Below are 26,354 nucleotides of genomic sequence, written 5' to 3'. Positions count from 1 at the left end.
GAAGAACACCATGACTACGGATATCCAAGAACAAGCCGCCGCCCCCGATGAAAACAAGATCATCGCCGAGCGCCGCGCCAAGCTGGCCACACTGCGCGAACAAGGCGTCGCCTTCCCGAACGATTTCCGCCCCGAGCACAAGGCGGCCGATCTGCACGCGCAATACGGCGGCAAGACGCGCGAAGAGCTGGAAGCCGAACCTGTCACCGTGGTGCTGGCCGGCCGCATGATGCTCAAGCGCGAAGCCGGCAAGAAAGCCGCTTTCGCCACCCTGCAAGACGCGTCCGGCCCGAAGGCCGACGGCCGCATCCAGATCTACGCCACCCTGGACCTGACCGGCGAAGCGGCCATGGCCGCCCTGCACCACTATGACCTGGGCGATATCCTGGGCGTGACGGGCACCCTGTTCAAGACCAAGACGGACGAACTGACCATCAAGGTCACGGAACTGCGCCTGATCACCAAGTCGCTGCGTCCGCTGCCGGACAAATTCCACGGCCTGGCCGACCAGGAAACGAAGTACCGCCAGCGCTACGTCGACCTGATCATGAACGAAGAGACGCGCCGCACCTTCAAGGCGCGCACCGCCGCCATCTCGTCGATCCGCCGCTTCATGGAAAAGAACGAGTTCATGGAAGTGGAAACGCCGATGCTGCACACGATTCCCGGCGGCGCGGCGGCCAAGCCGTTCATCACGCACCACAATGCGCTCGACATGCAGATGTTCCTGCGCATCGCGCCCGAGCTGTACCTGAAGCGCCTGGTCGTCGGCGGCTTCGACCGCGTGTTCGAGATCAACCGCAACTTCCGCAACGAAGGCGTGTCGATCCGTCACAACCCTGAATTCACGATGATGGAATTCTACGCGGCCTACACCGACTACAAATGGCTGATGGACTTCACGGAAGCCGTCATCCGCCAGGCCGCCATCGACGCGCACGGCACCGCCACCTTGACCTACGGCGGCCGCGAGCTGGACCTGGCCAAGCCGTTCCACCGCCTGACCATCGTCGAAGCGATCAACAAGTATGCGCCTGGCTACACCGCCGAGCAGTTGAACGATGCGGAATTCATCAAGGAAGAGCTGAAGAAATTCGGCGTCAAGCCGTTCGCCACGGCCGGCCTGGGCGCGCTGCAACTGGCGCTGTTCGAAGAGACGGCTGAAGCGCAGCTGTGGGAACCGACCTACATCATCGACTACCCGGTCGAAGTGTCGCCACTGGCGCGCGCTTCCGACACGGTGGCCGGCATCACCGAACGTTTTGAATTGTTCATGGTGGGCCGCGAAATCGCCAACGGCTTCTCCGAGTTGAACGACGCGGAAGACCAGTCGGCCCGCTTCCTGGCGCAAGTGGCAGCCAAGGACGCCGGCGATGAAGAGGCGATGTTCTACGACGCCGACTACATCCGCGCGCTGGAATACGGCATGCCGCCAGCCGGCGGCTGCGGCATCGGCATCGACCGCCTGATGATGATCATCACGGATTCGCCGAACATCCGCGACGTCCTCCTGTTCCCTCATCTGCGCCGCGAAGAGTGATGAACACCTGAAAAATCTACTGCGCGTCGCGATTTGCGGCCTGCGATGCTCACTGTGCTATAGCACAGTTGCGCTTCTTAGCCGCAACTCCCATCCGCTCGCTACGATTTTTCAGGCGTTCGATGCTTCAAGGCAAAAAAAGCCGCCTGGTCTCGCGATCAGGCGGCTTTTTTACTTATGCGGCCTGCTATCAGCCGGCCAGGGTCACGCGCTGGTGGCTGCGGCTGGCCTGCTGCGCCGCCAGCGCCGTGGCCAGCGCGCGCATGCCGTCGTCGCCGGTGGCGGCCGGCTGCCCTTCGCCGCGCATGGCGCGCTGGAAGGCGCGCACCGAGCGCACGTACAGGTTTTCATGCTCGACGGGGATGTCGACACTGCCGCCGTCGCGCGTCAGGCTAATGGTGCCGACGGGGCGCTGCGTCATGACGCCGGTGGCGAAGATCGTGCCCTTGGTGCCGATGATTTCCACGCCGGACAGCGAATACGGCGCGTTGAACGCGTCGTGCACCTGCACCAGGGTGCCGTTGTCGAATTCGATGACGGCCATCAGCCCCTCTTCCAGCCCGGCCACCGTCATGCCGCCGCTGGTGGCGCAGGCCGTGACGTGGCGAGGTTCCGAGTCCAGCAGGAAGCGCAGGGTGTCGACGTCGTGCACGAACATGTCGAGCGTGACGCCGCCCGATTCCGGCGCATCCAGGCGCCAGCCGCGCAGATGCTGCGGCAGGTTGTTCGCGTGCAGCACGCGGCAATACAGGGGCAGGCCGATCTCGCCGGCGCGTATCAGCTCGCGCACCTTGCCGTGGCTGGCGGCGTTGCGCAGGTGGTGGTTAATCCCCAGCACCACGCCCGCCTCGGCGCAACCGTCCACCATGCGGCGCGCGTCGTCCAGGTTCAGCGCCAGCGGCTTCTCGCACAGCACGTGCTTGCCCGCGCGCGCCGCCTGCAAGGTCTGCGCCATGTGCCACTCGTTGGTGGTGCTGATGTACACTGCGTCCGCGCCCGGATGGGCCAGCGCCGCATCGAGGTCGGTATAGCTGGCGGCGATGCCGAACTGCGCGGCAAAGGCGGCGCCGCGCGCGGCGTCGCGGCTGACCACGGCCAGCACTTCCGCGTCGCCTTGCTGGCGGATCGCGTCGACCATCCATTCGCGCGCCACGGTGCTGGCGCCGACCAAAATCCATCCGATTTTCTTCATTCGATTCTCCCGTTAAAAAGTGTGGCGCAGGCCGAGGTTCCAGGCCTGGTTGCCGGTGCCGTTGTCGGTGGCGTTGCCCACCACATAGGCTGCGCCGTTGCGGTTGTCGATATGCGCGTAGGCCGCGTACAAGGTGCTGCGTTTCGACAGCGCGTACGTGTAGCCGATGCCGACCTGGGAAGCGTCGCCGTTGGCGGCGCGCCGGTCGTCGCGCCGCACGTACGAGAACAGGACGCGGTGCGGGCCCACCGGCACGGTGGCGCCCAGCATCAGGTCCGCGCCGTCGACCGTGGCGGCGGCACCGGCCGTGCTCTTGCTGATGGCGACGGCGCCATGCGCCTTGACCACGCCGAAGTCCCAGGTGGCGCCCAGCACCGTGTTGCGCGCCCTGCCCGCCACCAGCGCGCTTGAAAGGGTGTTGGCGTCCTGGTGCGCCATGCGCAGATACAGCGGCCCGCTGGCATAGGTGGCCGCCGCGCCCGCGTAGCGCCGGGCCGACGCGTCGCCTGGCACCTCGCCGAAGCCGTACGCCAGTTCGCCGGAGAGTCCCCCGCGCACGGGCGAACTGTAGGTGATGCTGTTGTCGACCCGGCTGATGTAGCCGGCCGTGAAGACATTGCTCATCCTGCCCGCGAAGCCCAGGTAAAACGGGTCCAGCGCGCCCAGGCTGCTGTCGATGAAGGTGTACTGGCGGCCCAGTCGCAAGGTGCCCGCCGCGCCAGCGAGGCCGACGAAGGCCTGGCGCCCGAACAGCAGGCCGCCCTGGGCCGAGGCGCCCGTGTCGGCCAGGATGCCCGCATCCATCGTAAAGATCGCCGTCATGCCGCCGCCCAGCTCTTCGCTGCCCTTGAAACCGAGCCGTGAGCCGTTGGCGATGCCGCTCGTCAGCTTGAGCACCCTGCCGCCGGCGCCGCCGCTTTCGGACACCACGCCCAGGTCCATGATGCCGTACATGGCCACGTTCGACTGCGCCGAGCACAAGCCGCTGCCGGCGCAAATGATCATTGCCCCTGCTACCTTCTTCTTCATCTCTTTTCCTGTCAGTGGATACAGTGCTTAGCTCACCAGGTGGCGCGGACGCTCGCCGCGCAAACCCGTCAGCAGGTTGTCCACGGCCTGCTGCGCCATGGCGTAGCGCGTTTCGTGCGTGGCCGAGCCGATGTGCGGCAGCGCCACCACATTGGCCAGGCCCGGCAGCGGATTGTCCGGCGCCAGCGGTTCGCGCTCGAACACGTCGAGACCGGCGCCGTGGATGGTGCCCTGGCGCAGCGCCTCGATCAGCGCCGCCTCGTCGACGATGCGCCCGCGCGAACCGTTGATGAAGATGGCGCCGGGGCGCATCAGCGCAAATTCGCGCCGGCCCATCAGGCGTTCCGTCTGCGCCGTAAGCGGCAGCACCACGCAGACAAAGTCCGACCCGGCCAGCAAATCGTCGAGCGCCACCTGGCGCGCGCCCAGCGCCGCCTCCACCTCGGGCACGGCCTCGCCATTCACGTACAGCACCTGCATGCCGAACCCCAGCGCGGCGCGGCGGGCGACGGCGCGGCCGATGCGGCCCATGCCCAGCATGCCGATGGTCTTGCCATGCACGTTGACGCCGTACTGGCTCTCGCCCACGCTGCGCGTCCAGCGTCCCGCCTTGACGAATTCGGCCAGTTCGACGACGCGCCGTGCGCTGGCCAGGATCAGCGCGAAGATCGTGTCGGCCGTCGTTTCCGTCAGCACGTCCGGCGTATTGGCCAGCAGGATGCCCCGCTCGCGCAGGTAATCGACGTCGAACTGGTCGACGCCCACCGAAATGGTGGAAATGATGCGCAGCTGTTCGGCCGGGTCCAGCAATTCACGGTCCAGGCGCACGCTGGCGCCCAGCAAGCCGTGCGCGCCGCGGATGGCGGCGGCGAAGGCGGCGCGGTTGCCCGCATCGATCGCCTCGAAGTACGTCACCTCGCATTCTTCGCGCAGGCGCGCCAGCAGCGGCTCGGCCAGTTTTTTATACACAACCACATGTTTTTTCACGATTATTTCCCCTGTTCGGTTCAAGATGGGACCAGCGCGTCGAGCTGGGCGCGGGTCGGCAAGCCTTCCATGTCGCCGGCCACCTGGATGGCGAAGGCGCCGACCCGGTTGCCGCGCCTGACCGCCTGCGCCAGCGGCAAGCCTTCCAGCAAGGCGCTGACCAGACCGGCCGCGAAGCCGTCGCCGGCGCCCACCGTGTCGACCACGTTGGCCACGCGCTCGCCCGGCACCATGCCGCTGTCGCCATCGGCCGTGCGGTAATACGCCCCTTCGGCGCCCAGCTTGATGACCACCAGGCGCGCGCCCTGCCGCAGATAAAAGCCGGCGACGTCGTGCGGCAGATCGTGGCCGGTGAGAATTTTCCCCTCCCCCAGGCCGGGCAGCACCCAGTCGGCCTTGGCGGCGAGGCGGTTGATCTGTTCGACCATGACGGCTTGCGACGGCCACAGCGAGGGCCGCAGGTTGGGGTCGAACGACACGCTGCGGCCATGCCCACGCATGAAGTCGAGCGCCTGGCCGGCGAACGCCAGGCTGGTGTCGGACAGCGCCGCGGCCACGCCCGTGGCGTGCATGTGACGCGCGGACAGGAAATAAGCGGGGTCGAAATGCTCGGGCGCCAGCCGACTGGCGGCGGACCCCTTGCGGAAGTATTCGACCAGCGGATCGGCGCCGTTCTCGGCCTTTTCCTTGAGCAGGAAGGCGCTGGACTGGCCGGCGACGGTGACGACCCGGCTGCAGTCGACGCCTTCGGCCTGCACGCTGGCGCGGATGAAGCGGCCGAAGGAATCGTCGCCCACCCGGCTCAGCCAGCCGACCTTCAAGCCCAGGCGCGCCAGGCCGATGGCGACATTCGTCTCGGCGCCGGCCAGGCGGCGCGTGAAATGCGCCACGGCCGCCAGGTCGCCCGTTTGCTCGGCAACGAACATCGCCATCGCCTCGCCATAGGTGACGACGTCGAGCGCGTGCGCCCCTTGATTCAATTCTTGTTCCATCATGCGGCCTCCAGCATCTGAATGTAGCGGCCCGTTTCGGCCACGAGGTCGGCGCCCTCGAGCGGGAATTCGATGGCCCGCTGCACGCCCGGCGCAAAGTGCGCGAAGACGGCGCGCCAGGCCGGATCGGCCGGGGAGACGGCGCAGGCGGACAGCCGGCCCGCATCCTCCATGACGGCCTTGCAATGCACATAGCGCACGTACGGCGCCAGCTGGCGCGCCGCCTGCTGCGCGTCCTCGCCCACCCAGCGCCAGTTGCCGATGTCGAAGGTCAGCCCCACGGGCAGCCCGGCCTGGCCTGCCGCCGCCAGGAAGCGCGCCATGGGCGCCAGCTTGCCGCCATGGGCCGTCTGGTCGTTTTCCACCAGCAGCGCCACGGGCGCGGCCGCCAGCAGGGCATGCAAGGCCGGCAAGGCCGGCGCGGCCGGGTAATGGCCGAGCGACACCTTCAGGTAGCGCGCCCCCAGGCGCGCCGCCTCGTCCAGCATCTGCCGCAGCAGCGCGTGCTGCAGCACGCCGTCCTCGCCCCACAATTCGATAGGCGTGGAATACACCGAGTACAGGCCGCGCGCGGCCACCGCCGCGCCCATGCGCGCCAGGTCCGGCAAGTCGGAGGTGAACAGTTCGCGGCGGATCTCGATGCCGGCGCCGCCCGCATCGGCCACCACGTCGATGAAATGGCTTTGCCCCAGCTGTCTTACCCTGCTTGCGCCGTAGGCCGACGCGGCCACCAGGACGGGGCTCACTTGATCGCTCCCGCGCCGACGAACTGGCGCGCTTCGGGCGTTTGCGGATTGCTGAAAAAGGCTTCCGACGGCCCGCTTTCCCACACCAATCCCTGGTGCATGAAGACGGTGACGTCGGCCATGCGCCGCGCGAACTCCATCTCGTGCGTCACCAGCAGCATCGTCATGCCCGCCTGCGCCAGCTCTTCCATCACCTTCAGCACTTCCTGCGTCAGCTCCGGGTCGAGCGCCGACGTCACTTCGTCGAACAGCATCACCTGCGGCTCCATCGCCAGCGAACGGGCGATCGCCACGCGCTGCTGCTGACCGCCCGACAGCTGCTCGGGATAAGCATCGCGCTTGTGCTCCAGGCCCACCTGCTTGAGCACGCGCAGCGCCGTGGCGCGGCCCTGCGCGTCGGGTACCTTCTTGACGATGCGCGGCGCCAGCATGACGTTTTCTTCCACGGTCAGGTGGGGGAACAGATTGTAGCTCTGGAAGACCATGCCGACATCCTTGCGCAGGTCGAGCAGGTGCTCCTGGCGCGCCGTGAGCGTATGGCCGGCGACGACGATGCTGCCGCTGTCGATGGTTTCCAGGCCATTGATACAGCGCAGCATGGTGCTCTTGCCCGAGCCGCTGCGGCCGATCACGGCGATCACCTGGCCCCGCTCGACGGCGAACGACACGCCCTTGAGCACATGGTTGGCGCCGAAGCTCTTGCTGATATGGTCGATTTCAACGATGGGCATGGAATTTCCTTTCCAGTGAATGGCTGTAGCGCGACAGCGGATAGCACAGCGCGAAGTAGATCAGGGCGACGACGGGGAAGACGATGAAAGGCAGGAAGGTCGCGTTGCTGACCAGTTGCCCTGCGCGCGTCAGTTCCACCACGCCGATGATCGAGGTGATCGAGGTGTTCTTGATGATCTGCACCATGAAGCCCACCGTCGACGGCAGCGAATGGCGCAGCGCCTGCGGCAGGATCACGTAGCGCAGCTGCTGGTAGCGGTTCAGCGCCAGCGCGGCGGACGCTTCCCACTGCTGCCGCTGCACGCCTTCGATGCAGCCGCGCCAGATCTCGCCCAGGTAGGCGCTGGCAAAGATCGTCATGGCCGCGCCGGCCGCGATGATCGGCGACAGCTTGTAGCCGAACAGGGCCAGCCCGTAATAGGTGAGGAACAGCACGATCAGCACGGGCGTGCCCTGGACCAGCTGGATGTACAGGGCGCTGGCGAAACGCAGGAACGGGCTGCGCGCCGTGCGCAGCAGCGCCACCGCGAAGCCGGCGATGCCGCCCGTGATGAAGACGATCAGCGACAAGCCGATGGTCCAGCGCGTGGCCTCGAGCAGGAATTGCAGGTTATCCCAGGAAAAGTCACTGATCATGTCATGCTCCCATGCGCACCGCGCCCAGACGGCGGCGGCGTTTGAAGACGATCTGGCCCAGCACCCAGAAGCCGAAGCGGAACAGCAGGGCCAGCAGGATGTACAGCACCATCACGACGATGTAGATCTCGAAGCTGCGGAAGGTTTCCGCGTCGAGCAGGTGGGCGGCGGCGGTCAGCTCTTCGGCGGAAATGGCCGACACGACGCTCGAGGCGAGCATCATCAAGGTGAACTGGCTGGCCAGCGCCGGATAGACCTTTTCCAGCGCCGGCAGCAGCACCACGTGGCGCATCACCTGCCAGCGCGTCATGCCCAGCGCCTGCGCCGCTTCCAGCTGCGACGGATGCACGGCGCCGATGCCTGCGCGTACGATTTCCGCCGCGTAGGCGCCCAGGTTGACCGTCATGGCGACGAGCGCGGCGCCGTTGGCGTCGAGCTGCAGGCCCAGCGACGGCAAGCCGAAGTAGATGATGAACAGCTGCACCAGGAACGGCGTGCTGCGGATGATCTCGACATACGCGCGCACCACCGCGCGGGCATAGCCGGGACCGTTCTTCAGGATGACGGCGGCGCACACGCCCACCGCCAGCCCCAGCACCATAGACATGGCGCTCAGGCGTATCGTCAGCGCCGCACCCCACAGCAGGCGGTCCAGCGATTGCATGACGAGTTCGAAATGAAATTCATACGGCATACTCAACTCCTTGTCTACGTGCGCATCCCCGGCCGCGCCACCATGGTGGCGCGCCGTGCGGACAAGCACTCTCCCTGTGCGGGTTGCGGTATCAGAAGGTCGGCAGCGCCGGCAGCGGCGCGCCGCTCCATTTGCGCGCGATGGCGTCGAGTTCGCCGTTCAGCTTGACGTAGTAGATGAAGTTGTTGAGCCACTGGTGCAGCTCGAAGTCGCCGCGGCGCACGGCCATCGAATTGGGCTGCAGCGAGTAGGCGAAGCGGACCTCGATCTTGCCCGCGCCGCGCGTCTTGATGATGTCGAGCGCCATCGTGCTGGGGATCGAGACGGCGTCGACCTGCTTGCTGAGCAAGGCCTGGGTGACGGTGGCGTCATCCTCGAAGCGCACGATGCTGGTGCCGGCCGGGGCCATGCGGCTCAGCGCCGTGTCATTCGTGGTGCCGCGCGTCACGCCCACCTTCTTGCCCTTCAGGTCGGCCAGGGCCTTGAACTTGCCGCCGACCGGCGCGACGATGGCCAGCTCGAAGGCGCTGTAGGGCATGGTGAACATCAGGGTCTTGGCCCGTTCCGGCGTGGGCGCCAGTGTCGCCACGAGGAAATCGACCTTGCCCGATTCCAGCGACGGCACGCGCGACGGCGCCGTCAGCGGCACCACTTCCACGGGCAGGTTCAGATATTTGCCGATCAGGTTGGCGACGTCGACGTCATAGCCGACGGGTGCGCCCTTGGCGTCGATGCTGCCGAACGGCGGCGTGCCGCTGACCACGCCAATGGTCAGCTTGCCTTTCTTGATCAAGTCGCCAAGCGTCTGGGCGCCGGCGTCGGCCGCCGCGCCCAGGGCGCACGTGGCTGCCAGTGCGCAAGCCAGTATCTTCGAATAGAACAGTGTCGTCATCTTCATGTTTCCGTCTCCTGTGATCCCGGTACCGGCCTCGTCGAGGCACTTCCGGGAATAGTGTCAAATGGACGATTGATTTCGTCTCTTGCCGTATCACTCCAACTGCATGCCAACCATTGCCCTGCCTGACTATTCACGCCCCTTTCCAGTGTGATGAGATTCCATGAAACCGGTTCCATAGGTTGCCCAAAAAAAAGGGCAATGCCCTCTTCCCCGTCAATCGCCGTTCTTGCGTGCTGCGTTCCGCTGGGTGGAATGGCGCACGATCAGCTTGCCCGGCAACAGCACCTCGCGCGGCGGGCATTGCTCGCCCTGCAGGCGCGACAGCATGCACGTCATCGCCGAAAAACCGATCTCGTACGTCTGCTGCTCGATCGTGCTCAGGCCCGCCAGCGGCGACCATGGCAATTCGTCAAAGCCCAGCAAGCCCACGTCCTGCGGCATGCGCAGATCAAGACGCTGCAGCATCAGCGCCAGTTCCAGCGCCACCATGCCGTTCGACGCTAGCAGCGCCACGCGGCGGCCGCGCCACTGCGCCAGACATTGCCGCACCTGCGCGTCGATGGAAGGCCGGTCGTCCAGGTCCACCGCCAGCACTTCGCCCACGCAGCCGGGATGCTCGGCCATCACGGACTGGAAACCGTCGGCGCGCATCAGCCGCGAACTGACGCCCGTCAAGGGCGGCGCGACGAAGGCGATGGCGTCGAAACCCTGTTCGATCAGATGCGCCGTGGCGAGCCGGCCCGCCTGCACATTGTCCAGGCCCACCAGGTCGAAATCGACGCCCTCGATGCGGCGGTCGACCAGCACGATGGGCATGTCCGCCTGCTGCAAGTCGGACGACTCGATATTGCGCCCCTGGGTATTGACGATCAGCCCTTCCACGCTGTACGAGCGCAGCGCGGCCAGCGACTGCCGTTCGCGCTGCTCGTCATTGCCGGTATTACACAGAATCAAGGTATAGCCATGCTGCTGGCAAGCCGCCTCCACGCCTTGCAGCACGGCCACCGTGTAGGGATTGAGCATGTCGGCCACGACCATGCCGATCAGGCGCGTGCGGCCGCGCTTGAGGCCGCGCGCCATCTGGTTCGGCTGGTAGCCGAGGCGCGCGATGGTGCTTTCGATCTGCTGGCGGATGGTCTCGGACAAAGCGTCCAGTTCACCGCCGAGAAAGCGCGACACGCTCGTCTTCGACACGCCCGCCTCGCGGGCCACCTGGGCGATGGTCACGGGCCGTGCCGTCTCGCCGGAGACTGTTTTTTTATTGCCGCGTACTGAATCCAAGGTTGCTCTCCACTACCTGCTGATATGCATGTTTTTTATTTTGGAACCGGTTCCAAAGATAGCACCCGCAAATCGATGACGCAAGCGATTTGATTGCTTGTGGCGGCGAAGGAACACGATGGGTGCATGGATGGGAACGCGGATGAAAAAACGCCGCCCGCCCCCGGCAAATCCGGGGGACCGGCGGCGCTGCTTGAAAAACGGCTTACTGAATCACAGTATAGCAAGGCACGTAAGCCGTGCCCGCCAGCTTCATGCGGTGCTGCGCCACGAACGAGGCCAGCAGCGCATCCATCGGACCGGCGATGGATTTGTCACCGTGGATCTCGAAGTTGCCGTGCTCTTCGATCGAGCGGATGCCGTCATCCTTGACGTTGCCCGCCACCACACCGGAAAACGCGCGGCGCAGCTGGGCCGCCAGCAAGTGCGTGGGCTGGTTCTTGTGCAGGCTCAGGTTGCGCATGTTTTCATGCGTGGGCTGGAACGGTTTCTGGAACTCGTGGTCGATCTTCAGCAGCCAATTGAAGTAATACGCGTCGCTGTGCGCCTTGCGGAATTCGCGCACCTGGCGTATGCCTTCGAGCATCTCGCGCGCCACCAGTTCCGGGTCGTCGATGATGATCTTGTAGCGCTGCTGCGCTTCCGGGCCCAGCGTGTCGCTGATGAACTGGTTGATCTGCACGAAGTACTCGCGCGACGTTTCCGGACCCGTGAAGATCAGCGGGAACGGGATCTCGGCATTGTCCGGGTGCAACAAAATACCGAGAATGTACAGAATCTCTTCGGCCGTGCCGGCGCCGCCGGGGAACACGACGATGCCGTGGCCCGCGCGCACGAACGCTTCCAGGCGTTTTTCGATGTCCGGCATGATGACGAGGTCATTGACGATGGGGTTAGGCGACTCGGCCGCGATGATGCCCGGCTCCGTGATGCCCAGATAGCGGCCATTGTGCAGGCGCTGCTTGGCGTGGCCGATGGTGGCGCCCTTCATGGGGCCCTTCATGGCGCCGGGGCCGCAGCCGGTGCAGATGTCTAGGCCGCGCAAGCCCAGCTGGTAGCCCACTTCCTTCGAATAATTGTATTCGGCGCGGTTGATCGAGTGGCCGCCCCAGCACACGACCAGGTTCGGATTGAGCTGGGTTTGCAGCACGTTGGCGTTGCGCAGGATGTGGAAGACGGCGTCCGTCACGCCTTCCGTGCTCTGCAAATCGAATTTCGGGTTGCCCGTGACTTCATCGCTGACGAAGATGATGTCGCGCAGCACGGCAAACAAATGCTCGTGGATGCCCTTGATCATCTTGCCGTCGACAAAGGCGATGGCCGGCGCGCCCTTGATGTCGAGCTTGATGCCGCGCTCGCGCTGGATGATGGAGATTTCAAACGATTGGTAGCGCTCCAGCAGGGCGCGGCCATCGTCGATGGTGCTGCCGCAATTGAGGACCGCCAGCGCGCAGCGGCGGAAAGTGTTGTACAGGCCGCCCTGGCTGGTGTCGAGCAGTTTGTTGACTTCAGTCTTGGAGAGCACGTCCAGGCGGCCTTCCGGAGAAACCAGAGTATCGATAACGTCGTGTTCCATAATGCGAAAAATCCCTTTAAAAATCGATGCTCGAAGGTCTTGCAGCCTTAATATACGACAAGTCAGGCATGTTGTGCTGTGCCGCCACCAAATCAGCGGGGCCGCCCTTGCGTACAAACCGGTTTGACCAATATGAAACAGTCATTCTTGCTAATGCGAATCGAAATCTTCGCTCAGCGCAATTTGTAGATTAGAATGCCAGCCTATTGGAAATCCCGTGCGTGAGGTTCTTCATGAGAGTCCCCGCCGCCCGCAGGCTTCCATAAGTTCGTTGTATCGATTGACTATAATAATTTTTCAGGAGGAACCGCATGAGCGGTGCGACTACGCCCAACAAGGAAGCCGTTATTCCCGAGTTCAAGCAGATTATGGGCCATCCGAGCCCATTGTGGATGTTGTTCATGACTGAATTCTGGGAACGCTTCGCGTTCTACGGAGTTCGCTGGGCGCTGGTACTGTACATCGTTGCCCAGTTCCACGGCGGCGACGGTTCGGGACAGGCAGCGGCCAACCTTACCTACGGTTCCTTCCTCGCGCTGGTGTACGCCGGCGCCCTGTTCGGCGGCTACATCGCCGACCGGGTCATCGGTTACCAGCGCTCGATCTTGCTGGGCGCCATATTCATGGCCGCCGGCCTGTTCTGCATCTCGGTACCGAACCAGGACATCTTCAACCTGGGCCTGGCCACCATGATCGTCGGTAACGGCATGTTCAAGCCGAACATCTCGACCATGGTCGGCAAGCTGTACACGACGGCCGATCCGCGCCGCGACAGCGGTTTCACGATCTTCTACATGGGCATCAACATGGGCGCCATGGTTGCCCCCGTGTTCACCCAGTGGCTGGCCGAGTCGATCTTCGGCACCAGCGCCATGCCTTCGTACAAGATGGTCTTCATGGCTTCCGGCTTCGGCATGCTGATCAGCCTGGTATGGTTCTTCATCGGCCGCCGCGCCCTGAAGGGCATCGGCGCACCGGAAGCCGGTTCCGGCAACCCGATGCGCGTCGTCTGGGTGGCCGTCGGCTCCCTGTGCGTGATCCCGCTGATGTACTTCCTGCTGACCGTCGGCGCTGAAAAGCTGCAAATCGTCCTGACCGTGCTGTTCGTCGGCCTGGCCGTGATGCTGATGATCGAAGGCATACGCAATGGTAAAATTGCGCGCGACCGCGTCATCGCCATGCTGCTGATCTTCGTCTTCAACATCCTGTTCTGGATGTTCTTCGAACAGGCTGGCAGCTCGTTTACCTTCCTGGCCGACAAGATCGTCAACCGCGACCTGGGCTTCTGGATCTTCCCGACCGCCTACTTCCAGACCGTCAATTCGGTCGCCATCATCGTCTTCGCGCCGATCATCGCCGCCGTCTGGGTCTTCCTGGCGCGCCACAACGTCAATCCATCGATCCCGCGCAAATTCGGCCTGGGCTTGCTGGGCAACGCGCTGGCCTTCGGCCTGCTGATCTTCGCTCTGTCGAGCCTGGTTGGCGCCGACAACAAGATCCCGTTCTGGACTCTGACCACCGTGTACGTGCTGCAATCGATCGGCGAGCTGTGCCTGTCACCTATCGGCCTGTCGATGGTCACCAAGCTGGCGCCGGTGCGCCTGGTCGGCCTGGGCATGGGCGGCTGGTTCCTGTCGACCGGTATCGGCAACAACCTGTCGGGCATCTTCGCCAGCCACGTCAGCGGCGAAAGCGGCATGTCGGTGCAGTCGGCCCTGTCCGGCTACACCTTCGGCTTCTGGTCCCTGCTGGGCGCCGGCGTCGTGCTGTTCCTGATCGCACCGCTGATCAACAAACTGATGCACGGCGTGAAGTAAGCGTCTTCTCGTGACTCCGAACGGCGGCCTGCGGGCCGCCGTTTTTCATTCCAGCAGCCGTTTTCCCCTAGCCGGACGGTACAATACGGCCAGGGCCAGCGGCCATCCACCCACATTACTGAAAAATCCCATGTCCAGCATCTCCACCACCACGCCCCTCTCCGACGACGAATACGCCGAACTCGACACCCTGCTGGCCGCGCCCGCCCTGGCCGGCCGCGCCATGGACGTGTCGATGCTGGAAGGTTTTCTCACGGCCGTCGCCCTGAGCCCGAAACAGATCGCGGCTGAGCAATGGCTGCCCTGGGTGTGGGACAAGGCGGCCGGCAGCGCCTTGCCGGCACAGGACCGAGCGGCCAGCCTGGCGCAGCGCCACCACGCCTACATGGTCGAATGGCTGGCGAAAGACCCGGACAGCTTCGAGCCCATCTATGTGTGCGGCCCCGAATGGAGCGTGCCCGCCTGGTGCGCCGGGTTCATCCTTGGCACGAGCCTGGACAAGCCCCAGTGGGCGGCCCTGGCCGTCAGCCACCCGCAATACCTGGCGCCGTTCCAGCACCTGGCCACGGCCGGCGAACTCGATGACGATGCGGCCGAAACGGCCATGGATGGCGTGATTCCGTCCGTGATCGCCATCAACGCCGCGTGGGCGCGCCAGCGCCACCTGAAACAAAGCCAGCCCGGCGCCACCGTGCTGCGCGAGCTGCCGAAGACGGGCCGCAACGACCCATGCCACTGCGGCAGCGGCAAGAAGTACAAGAAATGCTGTGCCGATGCCGATAGCGCGGCGAACTAAGGCAGCACCTCCTTGCGCCAGCTGCTGACGGCCATCCTGCGCTTCCTGCTGCGCCACGCGCTGCAGTTCGCGCTGTTCATCGCCATCCTGCTGGCCGGCCGCCTGCTGCTGGCCGAATGGCGCGCCTACAGCGCCGGCAGCGAGGCCGTCGCCGCGCTCAGGCTGGCCGCCGACGGCGCCGATCATCATGGCGCCGGCCTGGCCGCCGCAGCCACGGCGAGGGTCAACGCCCTGCAGCACGCCTCCCAGGCAGCCATCGCCGCGCGCCTGGCGCAGGTGCAGGCGCAATTGAGCGCCTTGCGCGCGCGGCGGCAAGCGTCGCTGTTTACCCTTCCCCTGCCCGACACGCACACCCTGGCCCTGCATGCGCAGGACGAAGCGGTGCGCCGCGTGGAAATCGAAGTGCTGGCGCAGGAAGCCCGTTATCTGACCGCCCTGCAAGCGGCGGTCAAAGGCGAAGATGCGCGGCACACGCTCGCGCGCCTGCATGCGCAGCACGTCCAGGCTTACGCGGCGCTGCAAGAAAATGTGCGCCAGCGCCAGGAACTGGAAGCGCGGCACCCGCTGGCGGCGCGCTTGCCCGGCAGCGACGCTTACGCGCAGCTGTCGCGGCTCGAAGCCGAGGGCCAGCGCCTGCGCGACATCAACCTGCAAGCCTACCAGGCCTGGGCGGCGCAGCGCGCCCGTACCGGCGATGCCGCGCATGCCGCCCATCCCGCCCCATTCGCCATCGATGGCGCGGCGCTGGCCGGTGCGCTGGCGCCCGTACAAAAGGCGATTGCGGCCGGAGAGAGCCAGCTGGCGCGCAACTGGATCGCCCGCTGGCGCGCGCCCGTCATGGATGTGGCGCCCACGGCGGCCTTGCTGGTGCTGTCGGCCATCCTGCTGCCCGTCGCCATCAAGGCCTTCTTTTACTTCGTGCTGGCGCCCGTCGCCGCGCGTCTGCCGCCGCTGTCGATCGCGCGCGAACTGCACCTCGCGGGCAGCTCCCTGCCCCTGCCGCCGCAGGGCGAGTCGCGCATCTCCGCCGTCTCGCAGGGCTTGTTGCTGCAGCCAGGCCAGCACATGCTGATCCACCCCGAATACCTGCAATCGTCGCCCGTCAGCACGCATAAACGCACGCAGTGGCTGCTGGACTGGCGCTTTCCGTTCACCAGCCTGGCCGCCGGCATGGTGGCGCTGACCCGTCTGCACAGCGACGAGGAAGCGTGCGTGACGATATCCGCCAGCGACGACCCGCTGCTGGAAGTGGCCGTCGTCCACCTGCCCGCCGGCAGCGCATTGGTCTTCCAGCCGCGGGGACTCGTGGGCCTGGTCTGCGACTCGAATGAGCCGCTGGCCATATCGAGCCACTGGCGCCTGGGCAGCCTGCATGCCTGGCTCACCTTGCAGCTGCGCTTCATCGTCTTTCGCGGCCCAATCACTCTGATCGTGCGCGGCTGCCGCGGCGTGCGCCTGGAGCGGGCCGGCCAGGGGCGCTCCATCAGCCAGTCCGCCACCCTGGGTTTTACCACCGACGTGCTGTACTCGACGATGCGCAGCGAAACCTTCATCCCCTACCTGCGCGGCCAGCAGGCGCTGCTCAACGACCGCTTCGACGGCGACAACGGCGTCTACCTGTACGAAGAAACCCCGCGCCACGGCAAGCAGCCGGGCAAGGTGGGCAGCTGGTTCGAGGGGTGCACGGACGCGATCCTGAAAGTGTTCGGCATCTAGCCGAGGAAAACAAAATGAATGACTTCCTGTTTGCCGATTTTCTCGCCGACCACGCCACGTATGCGGCGCTGCAAGCGTACTGGCAGGCGCGCCTGGCCTTCCTCGACGGCCACTGCGGGCCGTATCTGCGCACGGCGTTTGCCAACGGCCAGCCATTTTATGACGGCAATCCGATCGTCAACCTGGCCGACCGCGACGCCGGCAAGGCAGCGCGCATCGTGCAGCAATGCCCGCATGAATTCGGCCACGACTACACGAGCTTCGAGCAAGCCATCGAGCTGGCCGACGGCGATGGGCACATCCCGGCGCGGGAAAAAATCATCGTGCTGACCTTGACGCTGGCAACGGCGCAGAGGGCCGAGGATGAACTGCGCGCCTGGTTTGCGCCTGCGTAGTGCTGCGCGCTACCAGAGGTAGGCCACGCGCACGCCGACATTGCGCTGCTCGCCGTAATTGCAGGCCCGCGCCGAGAAACACGAGGCGACATGGTATTTGTCGAACACGTTCTTCACCGTCATGCTCACGCTCAGGCCACGCCACGCGCTGCGCGCCTGCCCCAGGTCATAACGCAGCGACAGGTCGGCCAAGGTGAACGCCGGCACCTGGAAGGTATTCTCCGCATCCCCCCAGCTGGCGCCCACGTGGCGCACGCCGGCGCCGGCCGACAGGCCGCGCAAGCCGCCCGCGAAGGCGTAGTCGGCCCACGCGGAAGCCATCTGCCGGGGCACTTCATACGGCGATTTGCCCTGCACGTTCGTGCCCCACATGTCCGGATTTGCCTTCGTCACCTTCAGGGGATTGTAGGTGAGGGATGCCAGCAGTTTCAGCTGGCTGCTTGGCTGCGCCGCCACTTCCAGTTCGACGCCGCGCGAGCGTACCTCGCCCTGCTGGATGGAGAAATTCGGGTCGTCCGGGTCCGTCGTCAGCACGTTCTGGCGGTGCAGTTCGAATGCGGCGGCGGTCACTGACAGATGCGCGCCAGGCGCGTATTTCACGCCGACTTCCACTTGCCGGGCCGTTTCCGGCTCGAACGGACGCTCAAGGCGGTCGGCGCCGGAGACGGGCGAGAACGATTCGCTGTAACTGGCGTAAGGCGCCAGGCCGTTCGCCGCCAGGTAAGTGATGCCGGCGCGGCCCGTGAATGCACTGGGCTTGCGCAAGGTCGTGGCCGACGGCGATACCAGCAGATTGCGCTGTTCCTGGCGCGTCCAGTCCTGGCGCCCGCCCACGGTGAAAACCCATTGACGGTACTGCATGCGGTCTTGCAGGTACGCGCCCAGCTGCCGGTTATGCTCGCGGCGCAGGGCATCCGGCGCCAGCGCCGCCAGATCCAGCGCGCCGCCGTAAACGGGGCGGTGGATATCGATCTGCGGCCCATCGGCGATGTACGAGCTGAACGACGTACTGCTGCGGCTGTAATCGATGCCGGCAACGACCTCATGGCGCAGCGCGCCCGTCGCCACCTGGCCCGTCACACTGGTGTCGAGCGAGTACACGCCGCCCTTGCCGTCGCGCGTGTCGATTTCGCGGTTGGTGACCGCATGGTCGATCAAATTGCCATAACGAAACATATACTGTTCATGGTTATCCGCGTGCAGGTAGCGGAAGTTCTGCCGGATCGTCCATCCGCTGTCGAAGGTATGACGCGCCGCGTAGCCGGCCGACGCGACGCGCGTTTCCTCGTGGTCGAAGCCGGGCTCGCCCAGGAAGCGCGTCAGCGGCAGGCGGCCGTTGGGATTGCTGCCGTTCAAGGCCTCCCACTGCACGTTCGACGATTGCATGGCGCGATTCTGCTGGAAAAAGCCCAATAAAGTGATGCTGGTGCGGGCGCTCGGCGCCCACGTCAGGCTGGGCGCCAGATAGTAACGGTCGTCCTGCATGTAATCGATCTGCTGGTCCGCCTTGCGGGCCAGTCCCACCAGCCGGTACTGCAGGCTGCCGTCGTCCGCCAGCGTGCCGCCCACGTCGAGGGCCAGCTGCTTGCGCGCGTAACTGCCGAGCGACAGTTCGACCTGGTTCAGCTGGTCCGCCGCGGGGCGCTTGGCGACGAAATTGACGATGCCGCCCGGCGCTGTCTGGCCGTACAGCACGGACGAAGGGCCCTTCAGCACTTCCACGCGCTCGGCGCCATACGGCTCCACGCCGAAAAAGCCCAGCGTCCCCATCGGCATCAGGCGCATGCCGTCGAGGTAGAACGCGCCAGAGAACTGGCTGAAGCCGCGCACCGACAGGCTGTCGTCGGCGGGATTGGCGCCTGCCGTGTTGCTGCGCAAGCCGGCCGTGTACTGGATGGCGTCGTTCAGGGTGCGCACACCCTGGTCATCCATCCGGTCGCGCGTGATGACGGACACCGATTGCGGCACTTCCAGCAAGGATGCATCGGTCTTGGTGGCCGTGCTGCCCCGCCGCGCCACATAGCCGCTGAGCTTGCCCCACGGGTTTTCCTCTTCCACCTGCGCGCTGATGGTCACTGGCGCCATCGTCTGCACGCCGTCCGCCGCCGCGCCAGCAGCAGACGCGATGGCGGTGCGCAACGCATAACCGCCACCGGCCGTGCGCACGGCATCGAGCCCGGTGCCGGCCAGTGCCCGCGCCAGCGCTTCCTCCACCGTGTAGCTGCCGCTGACGCCACCGCTGCGCAGCCCTGCCGTCGTGGCCGAGCCAAAGGCGATCAGCAAACCCGCTTCACGCCCCAGCCGGTTCAATGTCGCTTCCAGCGGCCCGGCCGGGATGGCGTAATGGCGCAGCGCCTCGGCCTGCGCGACTGTTTGCGCCTGCGCCGGCGCGCCGGCCAGGCCGGCCAAGGCACCCAGGCACAGGGCGTGCACCAGGCGGGCCAGCGGCGTCATGGCCAGCAAGCGCGTGGATGGGAGGAATGTACTGCGGTTGATCATGGCATGCCTTCGTATCATGGGATGGGTGGAACGGGCCAACACCTGCGCCCTCACTTCCCTTGACAAGGCAGCGTGCAAAAACAGTCCATGTATTTTCAGTTTATTTTTTCGCCGCGCGCGGCCGCAAGGTGACCCAGTAGCGGGTCAGGTAATGCAGCTCGACGGGCAAGGCTTCCACCAACGCCAGCAGCACCCTGTCGGTATCGGCCAGCGGATAGGCGCCCGACACCAGCAGATGCGCGAGCGCCGGATCGCATCCCAGGTGGCCACGCCGGTGGCGCGACAACTCCAGCAGGAAATCGTCCAGGCGCAGGTGCGCGGCGACCAGCATGCCGTCGGCCCAGGCGCCCGCGCCGGCATCGAGCGCATGCGCCCCACCTACGCCGTCGCGCGTAAAACTGCCCTCCTCGCCCGCCTGCAGTATGCGTGACTGGGCCTGGGCCGCCACAGGCTGCAGCTCGACGGCGCCTTCCAGCACACCGACCTGCAGGTAGCCGTCGTGCTGGCGCACGATAAACCGCGTGCCCAGCGCCCGCGCCGTGCCGTCGACGGTGTGCACGAGGAAGGGCCGCCGCTGCGCATCGGGCGCCGTCTGCAGCAGCACCTCGCCACGCAGCAGGTGCACCGCGCGCGCTTTGGCGTCATAGCGCAGTTGGATGGCGCTATCGGTATTGAGCACCAGCGTGCCACCGTCCGGCAGGCGCACCGTGCGCCGCTCGCCCGTGGCCGTGCTGGCATCGGCGTTCCACGACTGCCACGCCGGTGTCTGGCGCAGCATGGCGGCGCTGCCGCCCGCCACCACCAGCGCCGTCAGCACGCGCACGGCGCGGCGCCGCTGTGCGCCTGCCGGCGCGGCCAGGGCGGCGCTGGCCAGCGGCGGCGGAATGCCGGCCAGCTGGCCGCTGACCGCCTCGATACGCTGCCAGGCACGTTCATGGTCGGCGTCCTCGGCGCGCCAGCGCCGCCACGCATTCAATTGTGCGGCAGTGGCGTCGCCGCCCTGCAGCGCCAGCCACCACTGCACTGCCCGTCGCGCCACGGCGGGCGCCACGCGTGCGGCAGCGGCCGCGCCGCCCAGAGGAATCAGCATCTCTTCATCCATCGTGCTGCTCCGGGAAAAAGCAGCGCAGGGCCGCCCTGGCCAGATGGCGCTTGACGGTGGACAAGGAGATTCCCAGCTCGGCCGCGACCTCCTGCTGCCCCATGCCGTCGAGCTGCACCAGCAGGAAGGCTTGCCGCGCCTGCGCGGGCAGCGCGGCCAGGCGCCGGTCCAGCTCCACCAGTCGTTCGAGGAACATCAGACGCACCTCGGGAGGCGGCGCCACCGGTTCCGGCATCAGGGCAAGGGCATCGAGGTAGGCCTGCTCGATGGCGCGCCGACGTACATGGTTGATCAGCAGGTTGCGGGCGATCGTCGTCAGATAGGCGCGCGGCTCCTGCACGCCCCGCATGCCCTGCGGTGCGAGCACGCGCAGGAAGGTGGCCTGCGCCAGGTCGGCCGCGTCGAAGGCGTTGCCCACCTTGCGCTGCAGCCAGCCGCGCAACCAGCCGTGGTGCTGGCGATACAGCATGGCGATGTCATCGAAGTCATGCAGGGAGACGGGGTCGGCGGACATGGAGCGGCGAGTCTGGCGGGCAGCGCAAACTTAATGAGAATTATTCTCAATTATAGGCAGAAGTGGGCAACTCGGCAAGATCAGTGCTGGCGATAGCGCTGGCATGGCACTGGCTTCCGAAGCCACTGCCGATGCCGGTGTTGCGATCCGCAGCGCCGATATCCCCCACCTGGCGGGCCGCCAAAATCCGCCGGGAGGAAGCGCGCTACGCCGCAATCGAATGCGACACCGTCAGCCACTCGCCCGGCTGCAAATTCGCCGCCGCCTCGCGCGTGGCAAGCACGCTGTCCGGGTCCAGGTCGGAGCGTTTCAGCTTGTAGGAATAGGCGAAATCGTCGGCATCGAATGCCTGCCCCGCCTTGACGTAATACTTGAAGCCGACAAAGGAGTCGGGATTGGTGACGACCGAATACTCAAGCGTGACATTGTTCATGGCGGGCCTCGTCGACGGTGGTGTAGCGTCCATTATGCGTCAATTCCGGCGGCAGCGACGCGGCGGATGATCCTTGCGGCAAGTCAACAGGCCTGCCAGCGGCCAGCGCTACAGTGGCCAAAGCCAACCACCGCGCGATTGCTGCCCATACTGCCATGCTCACCTTGTTCACGAAAATCAGAAACACCCTGGCGCCGCAGGCGGGCCTGCCGGCGGCGGCGCGCATGGAGCGGCTGTCGGACCGGCGCGGCCTGCCCGCGATTGACCCGGGCGCGCAAGCCGTCGTCAAGGCCTGCACGGCCTGGCTATGCGCGGCGCAGGACCATTCCAGCTCAAACGACGGCGGCGTCGCGCGCGACTACAGTCTGCTAACAGGGTGGTCGAGTTCCTACCCGGAGACCACCGGCTACATCATCCCCACCCTCATCGCGCTGGCGCAGCGCGCGGGCGATGAAGGCGGGGATGAGGCGCTGCACGGGCGCGCGCGCCGCATGCTCGATTGGTGCGTGGCCATCCAGTTCGCGGAAGGCGGTTTCCAGGGCGGGAAGATCGATTCGACGCCGCGCGTGCCCGTCACCTTCAACACGGGCCAGATCCTGCTTGGCCTGGCCGCCGGCGTGCACGTGTACGGCGCGGCATACCAGGATGCCATGCATCGCGCGGCAAGCTGGCTGCGCGACAGCCAGGATGCCGACGGCTGCTGGCGCCGGCATCCAACGCCGTTCGCCGGCGCGGGCGACAAGGCCTACGAAACGCACGTGGCATGGGGCCTGTTCGAAGCGGACCGCATCGCGCCGGGCCACGGCTATGGCGCGGCCGGCCTGCGCCAGGTCGACTGGGCATTGAGCAAACAGCGCCCCAACGGCTGGTTCGATTCGAACTGCCTGGACAATCCGCTGCTGCCCCTGACCCATACCATCGGCTACGTCTTGCGCGGCCTGCTCGAAGCGCAGCGCTTTTCGGCGCGCGCCGACTTGCTGGACGCCGCCGCCCGCACGGGAACGAGCGTCGCCAGGGCCGTGGCGGCCGACGGCTACCTGGCCGGCCGTCTTGGCCCCGACTTCCAGCCGGGAGCGAACTACGCCTGCCTCACGGGTTCCGCGCAGAACGCGCATTGTCTTTTCCTGCTGTACCGGCTCACGGGCGAGCGGCACTACCTCGACGCGGGGCGCCGCCTGAACCGCTACGTGCGGCGCGCGGTCAGCATCGACGGCCCCGCGCACGCACGCGGCGGCGTCAAGGGCTCGTTTCCCGTCGATGGCGACTACGGCGCCTGGGCTTACCTGAACTGGGCCGCCAAATTCTGCATCGACGCCAACCTGCTGGAGCTGGACCTGGATCGGGAAGCCGGCGATGCTTGAACAGGCCAGGCGCGCCGCCAGGGCCGCGCTGGGAGCGTGGCGCCGCGCCGCCGGCGCCCGGCACGTGCGCCACAACGCGCCCCACGTGACGCGCGCCGGCTTGGCCGCCGATCTTGCGCGGCTGGGCATCGCGCCGGGAGATACGCTGTTCGTGCATTCTTCACTGAAAAGCCTGGGCTACGTGGAAGGCGGCGCGCTGGCCGTGATAGCCGCCCTGCAGGACGCGGTCGGCCCGCAAGGCACCCTGCTGCTGCCCGCCTACTACCTGCCCGGCGGCACGCTGCGCGCCGCCTGCGCCATGCCGGACTATGTGTTCGACCCGCGCCGCCATGGCACGCACATGGGCCGGCTGCCGGAAGCGCTCCTCGCCAGCGCCGGTGTCCGGCGCAGCCTTCATCCGACGCACTCCGTCTGCGCGTGGGGCCGCCATGCCGCCGACCTCACCGAAGCGCACCACCGCGCGCCCTCGATCTTCGGCATGGGCTCGCCCTGGCAGCGCTTCATCGGCTGCGAGCAGGCGAAGGTGCTGGGGCTGGGCATTTCCATGGGGCCGGTGACGTTCTATCACGCGCTGGAAGACGCCATGGGCGACGCCTTTCCCGTGCCCGTGTGGGAAGATAGAACAGCGCTGCTGGCTTGCCGCGACCACGCTGGCCGGCGCTGGGAGGTGCCCGTGCGCCCTTTCGACCAGGCCGTCGCACGGCGCCGCATCGACCATCCCGGTCGCGGCGACCTGCGCGACTACTTTCACCGGGAATTCGACGCCGCCGGCCTGCGCGTCAACGGCCAGGTGGGCGATGCGGCGGCGTGGTGGATTCCGGCGCAGGGGTTTTATGACCACCTGCGCCAGCTGGCGTCCAACAACGTGACGATCTACGCGAGCGCGGCGCAACTGGCGGCGCGGCCCATCGGGCAAGCATAAAAAAACCGCCCGGTGCGATCCGGGCGGTTTTCATTGGCGTGCTTAAAACATCAAGCCTGCGGGCTGTTCGTCTTTTTCTCTCTGGCGACGACATACAGCAGCACGATGATGACGGCATACGGCAGCAGCGACAGCGCATCCGAGTGCAGGCCCGCGTAGAACGGATTGCCGTGCTCGGCCCAGTCGGCCATCATCTGGTCGAAGTGCGTCAGCACGCCGGCCGTGATGGCGATGATGATGCCGGCCAGCGCGCCGCCGGCGATGTAGCCGGACGCCAGCAGCACGCCCGAACTGCGGTCGCCCGCCAGCTGGCGCTCTTCTTCATTGAGCTTGGCGTTGTGTTCCAGCTTGTTGTTGCGGCGGTCCGCCAGCCAGCGCACCAGGCCGCCGACGAAGATCGGCAGGGTCGACGACAGCGGCAGGTACACGCCGACCGAAAACGCCAGCGACGGGATACCGGCCATCTCCAGCACCACGGCGATCATCACGCCAAACAGCACCAGGGTCCACGGTAGCTGCTGGTCGAGGATGCCCTTGATGATGTAGGACATCAGCACGGCCTTCGGCGCGTCGTATTTCTTCACTTCCGAGCCGTCCGGGCGCTTGCTGTAATGGCCATTGATGCCCGGGTCGACCAGGTAAGCGAGCTGGCCATCTTCCTTGACGAAATACTTGCCGACCGGGCCGCCCACGGTATCGGTCTTTTGCCAGACTTTATACGTGGTGTGGTCCGTCTCGGCTTGCGGGCCATGCAGCTCGCCCGTCACCGTCAGCTTCGATGCGTCGACCGTCAGGCCAGGCGCCACTTGCGCGGCCGGCACGTAGACGGTGCTCGCCTCGTTCAGCTTCAGCAGAATCGGACCGAGGATCAGCGCCGACGACAGCGCGCCCGCCAGGATCGCGTACTGCTGCAGGCGCGGCGTGGCGCCCACCAGGTAGCCGGTCTTCAAGTCTTGCGACGTGGTGCCCGCATTGCTGGCGGCGATGCAGACGATGGCGCCCACCGACAGGGCCGTCACATAGTAACGCCCGCCCGTCCAGCCCATGATCAGGAAGATCAGGCAGGTAAACAGCAAGGTGGCCACGGCCATGCCGGAGATCGGGTTCGACGAGGAGCCGATTTCGCCCGTCAGGCGCGACGACACGGTGGCGAACAGGAAGCCGAAGACGAGGATCAGCAGCGCGCCGAGGAAATTCATGTGCAGCGGCGTGGCGAAGGTGATCACGGCGATGATGGACAGGCAGCCGATGACGACCCATTTCAGGGGGATGTCCTGGTCCGTGCGCAGGGTGGAATCGGTCTTGACGCCCTTGCCGATGCCTTTCAGGCCGGCTGACAGGCTGCGCCAGATCATGGGCATGGCGCGCACCAGCGAAATCAGGCCGCCGGCGGCCACGGCGCCCGCGCCGATGTACAGCACGTAGGCGCTGCGCACGTCGTCGGCGCCCATTTCGCTGATCAACTTGGTGCCCGGCGAGAGCACGGTGGTCAGGCTGTCGCCGAAGAACTTGATCATCGGGATCAGGAGCAGGTACGACAAGACGCCGCCGGCCGCCATGGTGGCGGCGATGCGCGGGCCGATGATGTAGCCGACGCCCAGCAACTCAGGCGAGATTTCGGCGCCGATGGAGCCGCCCTTGAGCGGCGCGGCGAATTCCACGCCCGGCGTGTCCTTCCAGCCCTTGAACGAGATATTGAACACCTTGTACAGCAAGCCGACGGCGAAACCGCCGAAGATGATCTTCGCGCGGCGCTTGGCGTCCAGCGCGGCGGCCGAATCCTTCTCGATGCTTTCGCCGGCGGCGATGCGCGATTCTTCCGTGGCGGCCGCCTTCAGCACTTCGGCGCACGCCGTGCCTTCGGGGAATTTGAGTTCCTTGTGCTGGTCGACGATCATGGTGCGGCGCATGGGGATCATCATCAGGATGCCCAGCAGGCCGCCGAGGACACCGACCAGCATGACCCTGGAGATTTCCAGGTCGAAGCCGAGGATCAGGATGGCCGGCATGGTCACGCCCAGGCCGAAGGCCAGCGATTCGCCGGCCGAGCCGGCCGTTTGCGTGATGCTGTTTTCCAGGATCGACGAATCCTTGCCGCCCACCTTCTTGGCCAGGCCGAACAGGGTGATGGCGATCACGGCGACGGGGATCGAGGCGCTGACGGTCAGGCCCACTTTCAGCACCAGATACAGCGAGGAGGCGCCAAAGACCATCCCCAGGATGACGCCCATGAACAGGGCGCGGAAGGTCATCTCGGGCAGCTTCGCATCGGCCGGGATGTAGGGCTTCACGACGCTCGGTGTTGCATCTTTTGCCATGGATATTTCCTTAATTTTTAAAAATAAACAGCCCGGATCGACGCCCGGGCTATTTTCTTGAAGCCGAGACTATCGCACAGCCGCGTTTCGATGAAAAGGTTTTTTGCTCCCCGTCCCGGCGCCCCGCCCGCACGGGAGGCGCTGGCGCATTGGTCTATAATCGCTGCCACCGTGCCCC

23 protein-coding genes are annotated in these 26,354 nt (G+C 66.0%); 7 read left to right on the top strand and 16 right to left on the bottom strand.

Annotation, left to right across the window (positions count from 1 at the left end; genetic code table 11):
- Positions 1-10 precede the first annotated feature (10 nt).
- On the top strand, positions 11-1,540 hold the full coding sequence (gene lysS, locus GCN78_RS12305; protein ID WP_152251971.1) for a lysine--tRNA ligase: 1,530 nt from the start codon (positions 11-13) through the stop codon (positions 1,538-1,540).
- 190 nt (positions 1,541-1,730) lie between these two features.
- On the opposite strand, the gene GCN78_RS12300 is transcribed toward lysS, so the two are convergent.
- From GCN78_RS12300 to ppnN, 11 genes are all read right to left on the bottom strand, one after another.
- On the bottom strand, positions 1,731-2,732 hold the full coding sequence (locus GCN78_RS12300) for a Gfo/Idh/MocA family protein (protein WP_152251970.1): 1,002 nt from the start codon (positions 2,730-2,732) through the stop codon (positions 1,731-1,733).
- Between the two features lie 12 nt (positions 2,733-2,744).
- On the bottom strand, positions 2,745-3,761 hold the full coding sequence (locus tag GCN78_RS12295) for a porin (protein WP_152251969.1): 1,017 nt from the start codon (positions 3,759-3,761) through the stop codon (positions 2,745-2,747).
- A gap of 27 nt (positions 3,762-3,788) precedes the next feature.
- The gene (locus GCN78_RS12290; RefSeq protein WP_152251968.1) at positions 3,789-4,748 is read right to left on the bottom strand and encodes a 2-hydroxyacid dehydrogenase; all 960 of its coding nucleotides are present in this window, start codon (positions 4,746-4,748) and stop codon (positions 3,789-3,791) included.
- Positions 4,749-4,768: 20 nt separating this feature from the next.
- Complete coding sequence (locus tag GCN78_RS12285) at positions 4,769-5,743, bottom strand: sugar kinase (RefSeq protein ID WP_319633131.1); 975 nt, start codon at positions 5,741-5,743, stop codon at positions 4,769-4,771.
- A complete protein-coding gene (locus tag GCN78_RS12280) occupies positions 5,740-6,486 on the bottom strand; it encodes a sugar phosphate isomerase/epimerase family protein (protein ID WP_152251967.1) in 747 nt (248 codons plus the stop codon). Before GCN78_RS12280 ends, GCN78_RS12285 begins: the two co-directional genes overlap by 4 nt.
- A complete protein-coding gene (locus tag GCN78_RS12275; protein ID WP_152251966.1) occupies positions 6,483-7,217 on the bottom strand; it encodes an amino acid ABC transporter ATP-binding protein in 735 nt (244 codons plus the stop codon). Before GCN78_RS12275 ends, GCN78_RS12280 begins: the two co-directional genes overlap by 4 nt.
- Positions 7,204-7,854 (bottom strand): amino acid ABC transporter permease, encoded by a 651-nt coding sequence (locus tag GCN78_RS12270; RefSeq protein WP_152251965.1) that lies wholly within the window; start codon positions 7,852-7,854, stop codon positions 7,204-7,206. Before GCN78_RS12270 ends, GCN78_RS12275 begins: the two co-directional genes overlap by 14 nt.
- A gap of 1 nt (position 7,855) precedes the next feature.
- Complete coding sequence (locus GCN78_RS12265) at positions 7,856-8,548, bottom strand: amino acid ABC transporter permease (RefSeq protein ID WP_152251964.1); 693 nt, start codon at positions 8,546-8,548, stop codon at positions 7,856-7,858.
- 91 nt (positions 8,549-8,639) lie between these two features.
- Positions 8,640-9,446 (bottom strand): transporter substrate-binding domain-containing protein, encoded by an 807-nt coding sequence (locus GCN78_RS12260; protein WP_152251963.1) that lies wholly within the window; start codon positions 9,444-9,446, stop codon positions 8,640-8,642.
- Between the two features lie 213 nt (positions 9,447-9,659).
- Positions 9,660-10,727: a LacI family DNA-binding transcriptional regulator gene (locus tag GCN78_RS12255; RefSeq protein ID WP_152251962.1), complete on the bottom strand. Its 1,068-nt coding sequence runs from the start codon at positions 10,725-10,727 to the stop codon at positions 9,660-9,662.
- Positions 10,728-10,932: 205 nt separating this feature from the next.
- Complete coding sequence (ppnN, locus tag GCN78_RS12250) at positions 10,933-12,303, bottom strand: nucleotide 5'-monophosphate nucleosidase PpnN (protein WP_152251961.1); 1,371 nt, start codon at positions 12,301-12,303, stop codon at positions 10,933-10,935.
- A gap of 311 nt (positions 12,304-12,614) precedes the next feature.
- Here ppnN and GCN78_RS12245 point away from each other — a divergent pair, with 311 nt between their 5' ends.
- The 4 genes from GCN78_RS12245 (at position 12,615) to GCN78_RS12230 (ending at position 17,027) form a co-directional block, all read left to right on the top strand.
- Positions 12,615-14,120, top strand: coding sequence for a peptide MFS transporter (locus GCN78_RS12245; protein WP_152251960.1), 1,506 nt, complete (start codon positions 12,615-12,617; stop codon positions 14,118-14,120).
- 130 nt (positions 14,121-14,250) lie between these two features.
- Positions 14,251-14,916, top strand: a complete 666-nt coding sequence (locus tag GCN78_RS12240; protein WP_152251959.1) for a UPF0149 family protein — start codon at positions 14,251-14,253, stop codon at positions 14,914-14,916.
- Between the two features lie 12 nt (positions 14,917-14,928).
- Entirely contained in the window at positions 14,929-16,632 is a 1,704-nt protein-coding gene (locus GCN78_RS12235) for a hypothetical protein (protein WP_152251958.1), read from the top strand.
- 14 nt (positions 16,633-16,646) lie between these two features.
- Positions 16,647-17,027 carry a hypothetical protein gene (locus GCN78_RS12230; protein ID WP_152251957.1) on the top strand — a complete coding sequence of 127 codons (381 nt, stop codon included), beginning with the start codon at positions 16,647-16,649 and terminating at the stop codon, positions 17,025-17,027.
- 9 nt (positions 17,028-17,036) lie between these two features.
- On the opposite strand, the gene GCN78_RS12225 is transcribed toward GCN78_RS12230, so the two are convergent.
- The 4 genes from GCN78_RS12225 to GCN78_RS12210 form a co-directional block, all read right to left on the bottom strand.
- Positions 17,037-19,526: a TonB-dependent siderophore receptor gene (locus GCN78_RS12225; protein WP_226939597.1), complete on the bottom strand. Its 2,490-nt coding sequence runs from the start codon at positions 19,524-19,526 to the stop codon at positions 17,037-17,039.
- A gap of 100 nt (positions 19,527-19,626) precedes the next feature.
- Positions 19,627-20,628, bottom strand: a complete 1,002-nt coding sequence (locus GCN78_RS12220; RefSeq protein WP_226939596.1) for a FecR domain-containing protein — start codon at positions 20,626-20,628, stop codon at positions 19,627-19,629.
- Entirely contained in the window at positions 20,621-21,142 is a 522-nt protein-coding gene (locus GCN78_RS12215; protein ID WP_152251955.1) for a sigma-70 family RNA polymerase sigma factor, read from the bottom strand. Before GCN78_RS12215 ends, GCN78_RS12220 begins: the two co-directional genes overlap by 8 nt.
- A 205-nt stretch (positions 21,143-21,347) precedes the next feature.
- Positions 21,348-21,575, bottom strand: a complete 228-nt coding sequence (locus GCN78_RS12210) for a hypothetical protein (RefSeq protein WP_034755374.1) — start codon at positions 21,573-21,575, stop codon at positions 21,348-21,350.
- Between the two features lie 155 nt (positions 21,576-21,730).
- Here GCN78_RS12210 and GCN78_RS12205 point away from each other — a divergent pair, with 155 nt between their 5' ends.
- Together GCN78_RS12205 and GCN78_RS12200 are read left to right on the top strand one after the other, a co-directional pair.
- Complete coding sequence (locus GCN78_RS12205; protein WP_152251954.1) at positions 21,731-22,936, top strand: hypothetical protein; 1,206 nt, start codon at positions 21,731-21,733, stop codon at positions 22,934-22,936.
- Entirely contained in the window at positions 22,929-23,858 is a 930-nt protein-coding gene (locus GCN78_RS12200; protein WP_152251953.1) for an AAC(3) family N-acetyltransferase, read from the top strand. Before GCN78_RS12205 ends, GCN78_RS12200 begins: the two co-directional genes overlap by 8 nt.
- A 50-nt stretch (positions 23,859-23,908) precedes the next feature.
- Here GCN78_RS12200 and GCN78_RS12195 read toward each other — a convergent pair whose 3' ends face one another.
- Positions 23,909-26,176, bottom strand: a complete 2,268-nt coding sequence (locus tag GCN78_RS12195) for an OPT family oligopeptide transporter (RefSeq protein WP_152251952.1) — start codon at positions 26,174-26,176, stop codon at positions 23,909-23,911.
- Between the last annotated feature and the right edge of the window lie 178 nt (positions 26,177-26,354).

This window comes from Janthinobacterium rivuli, assembly GCF_009208735.1.
Classification (GTDB): domain Bacteria; phylum Pseudomonadota; class Gammaproteobacteria; order Burkholderiales; family Burkholderiaceae_D; genus Janthinobacterium.
This window is presented reverse-complemented; position numbering and strand designations above follow the sequence as displayed.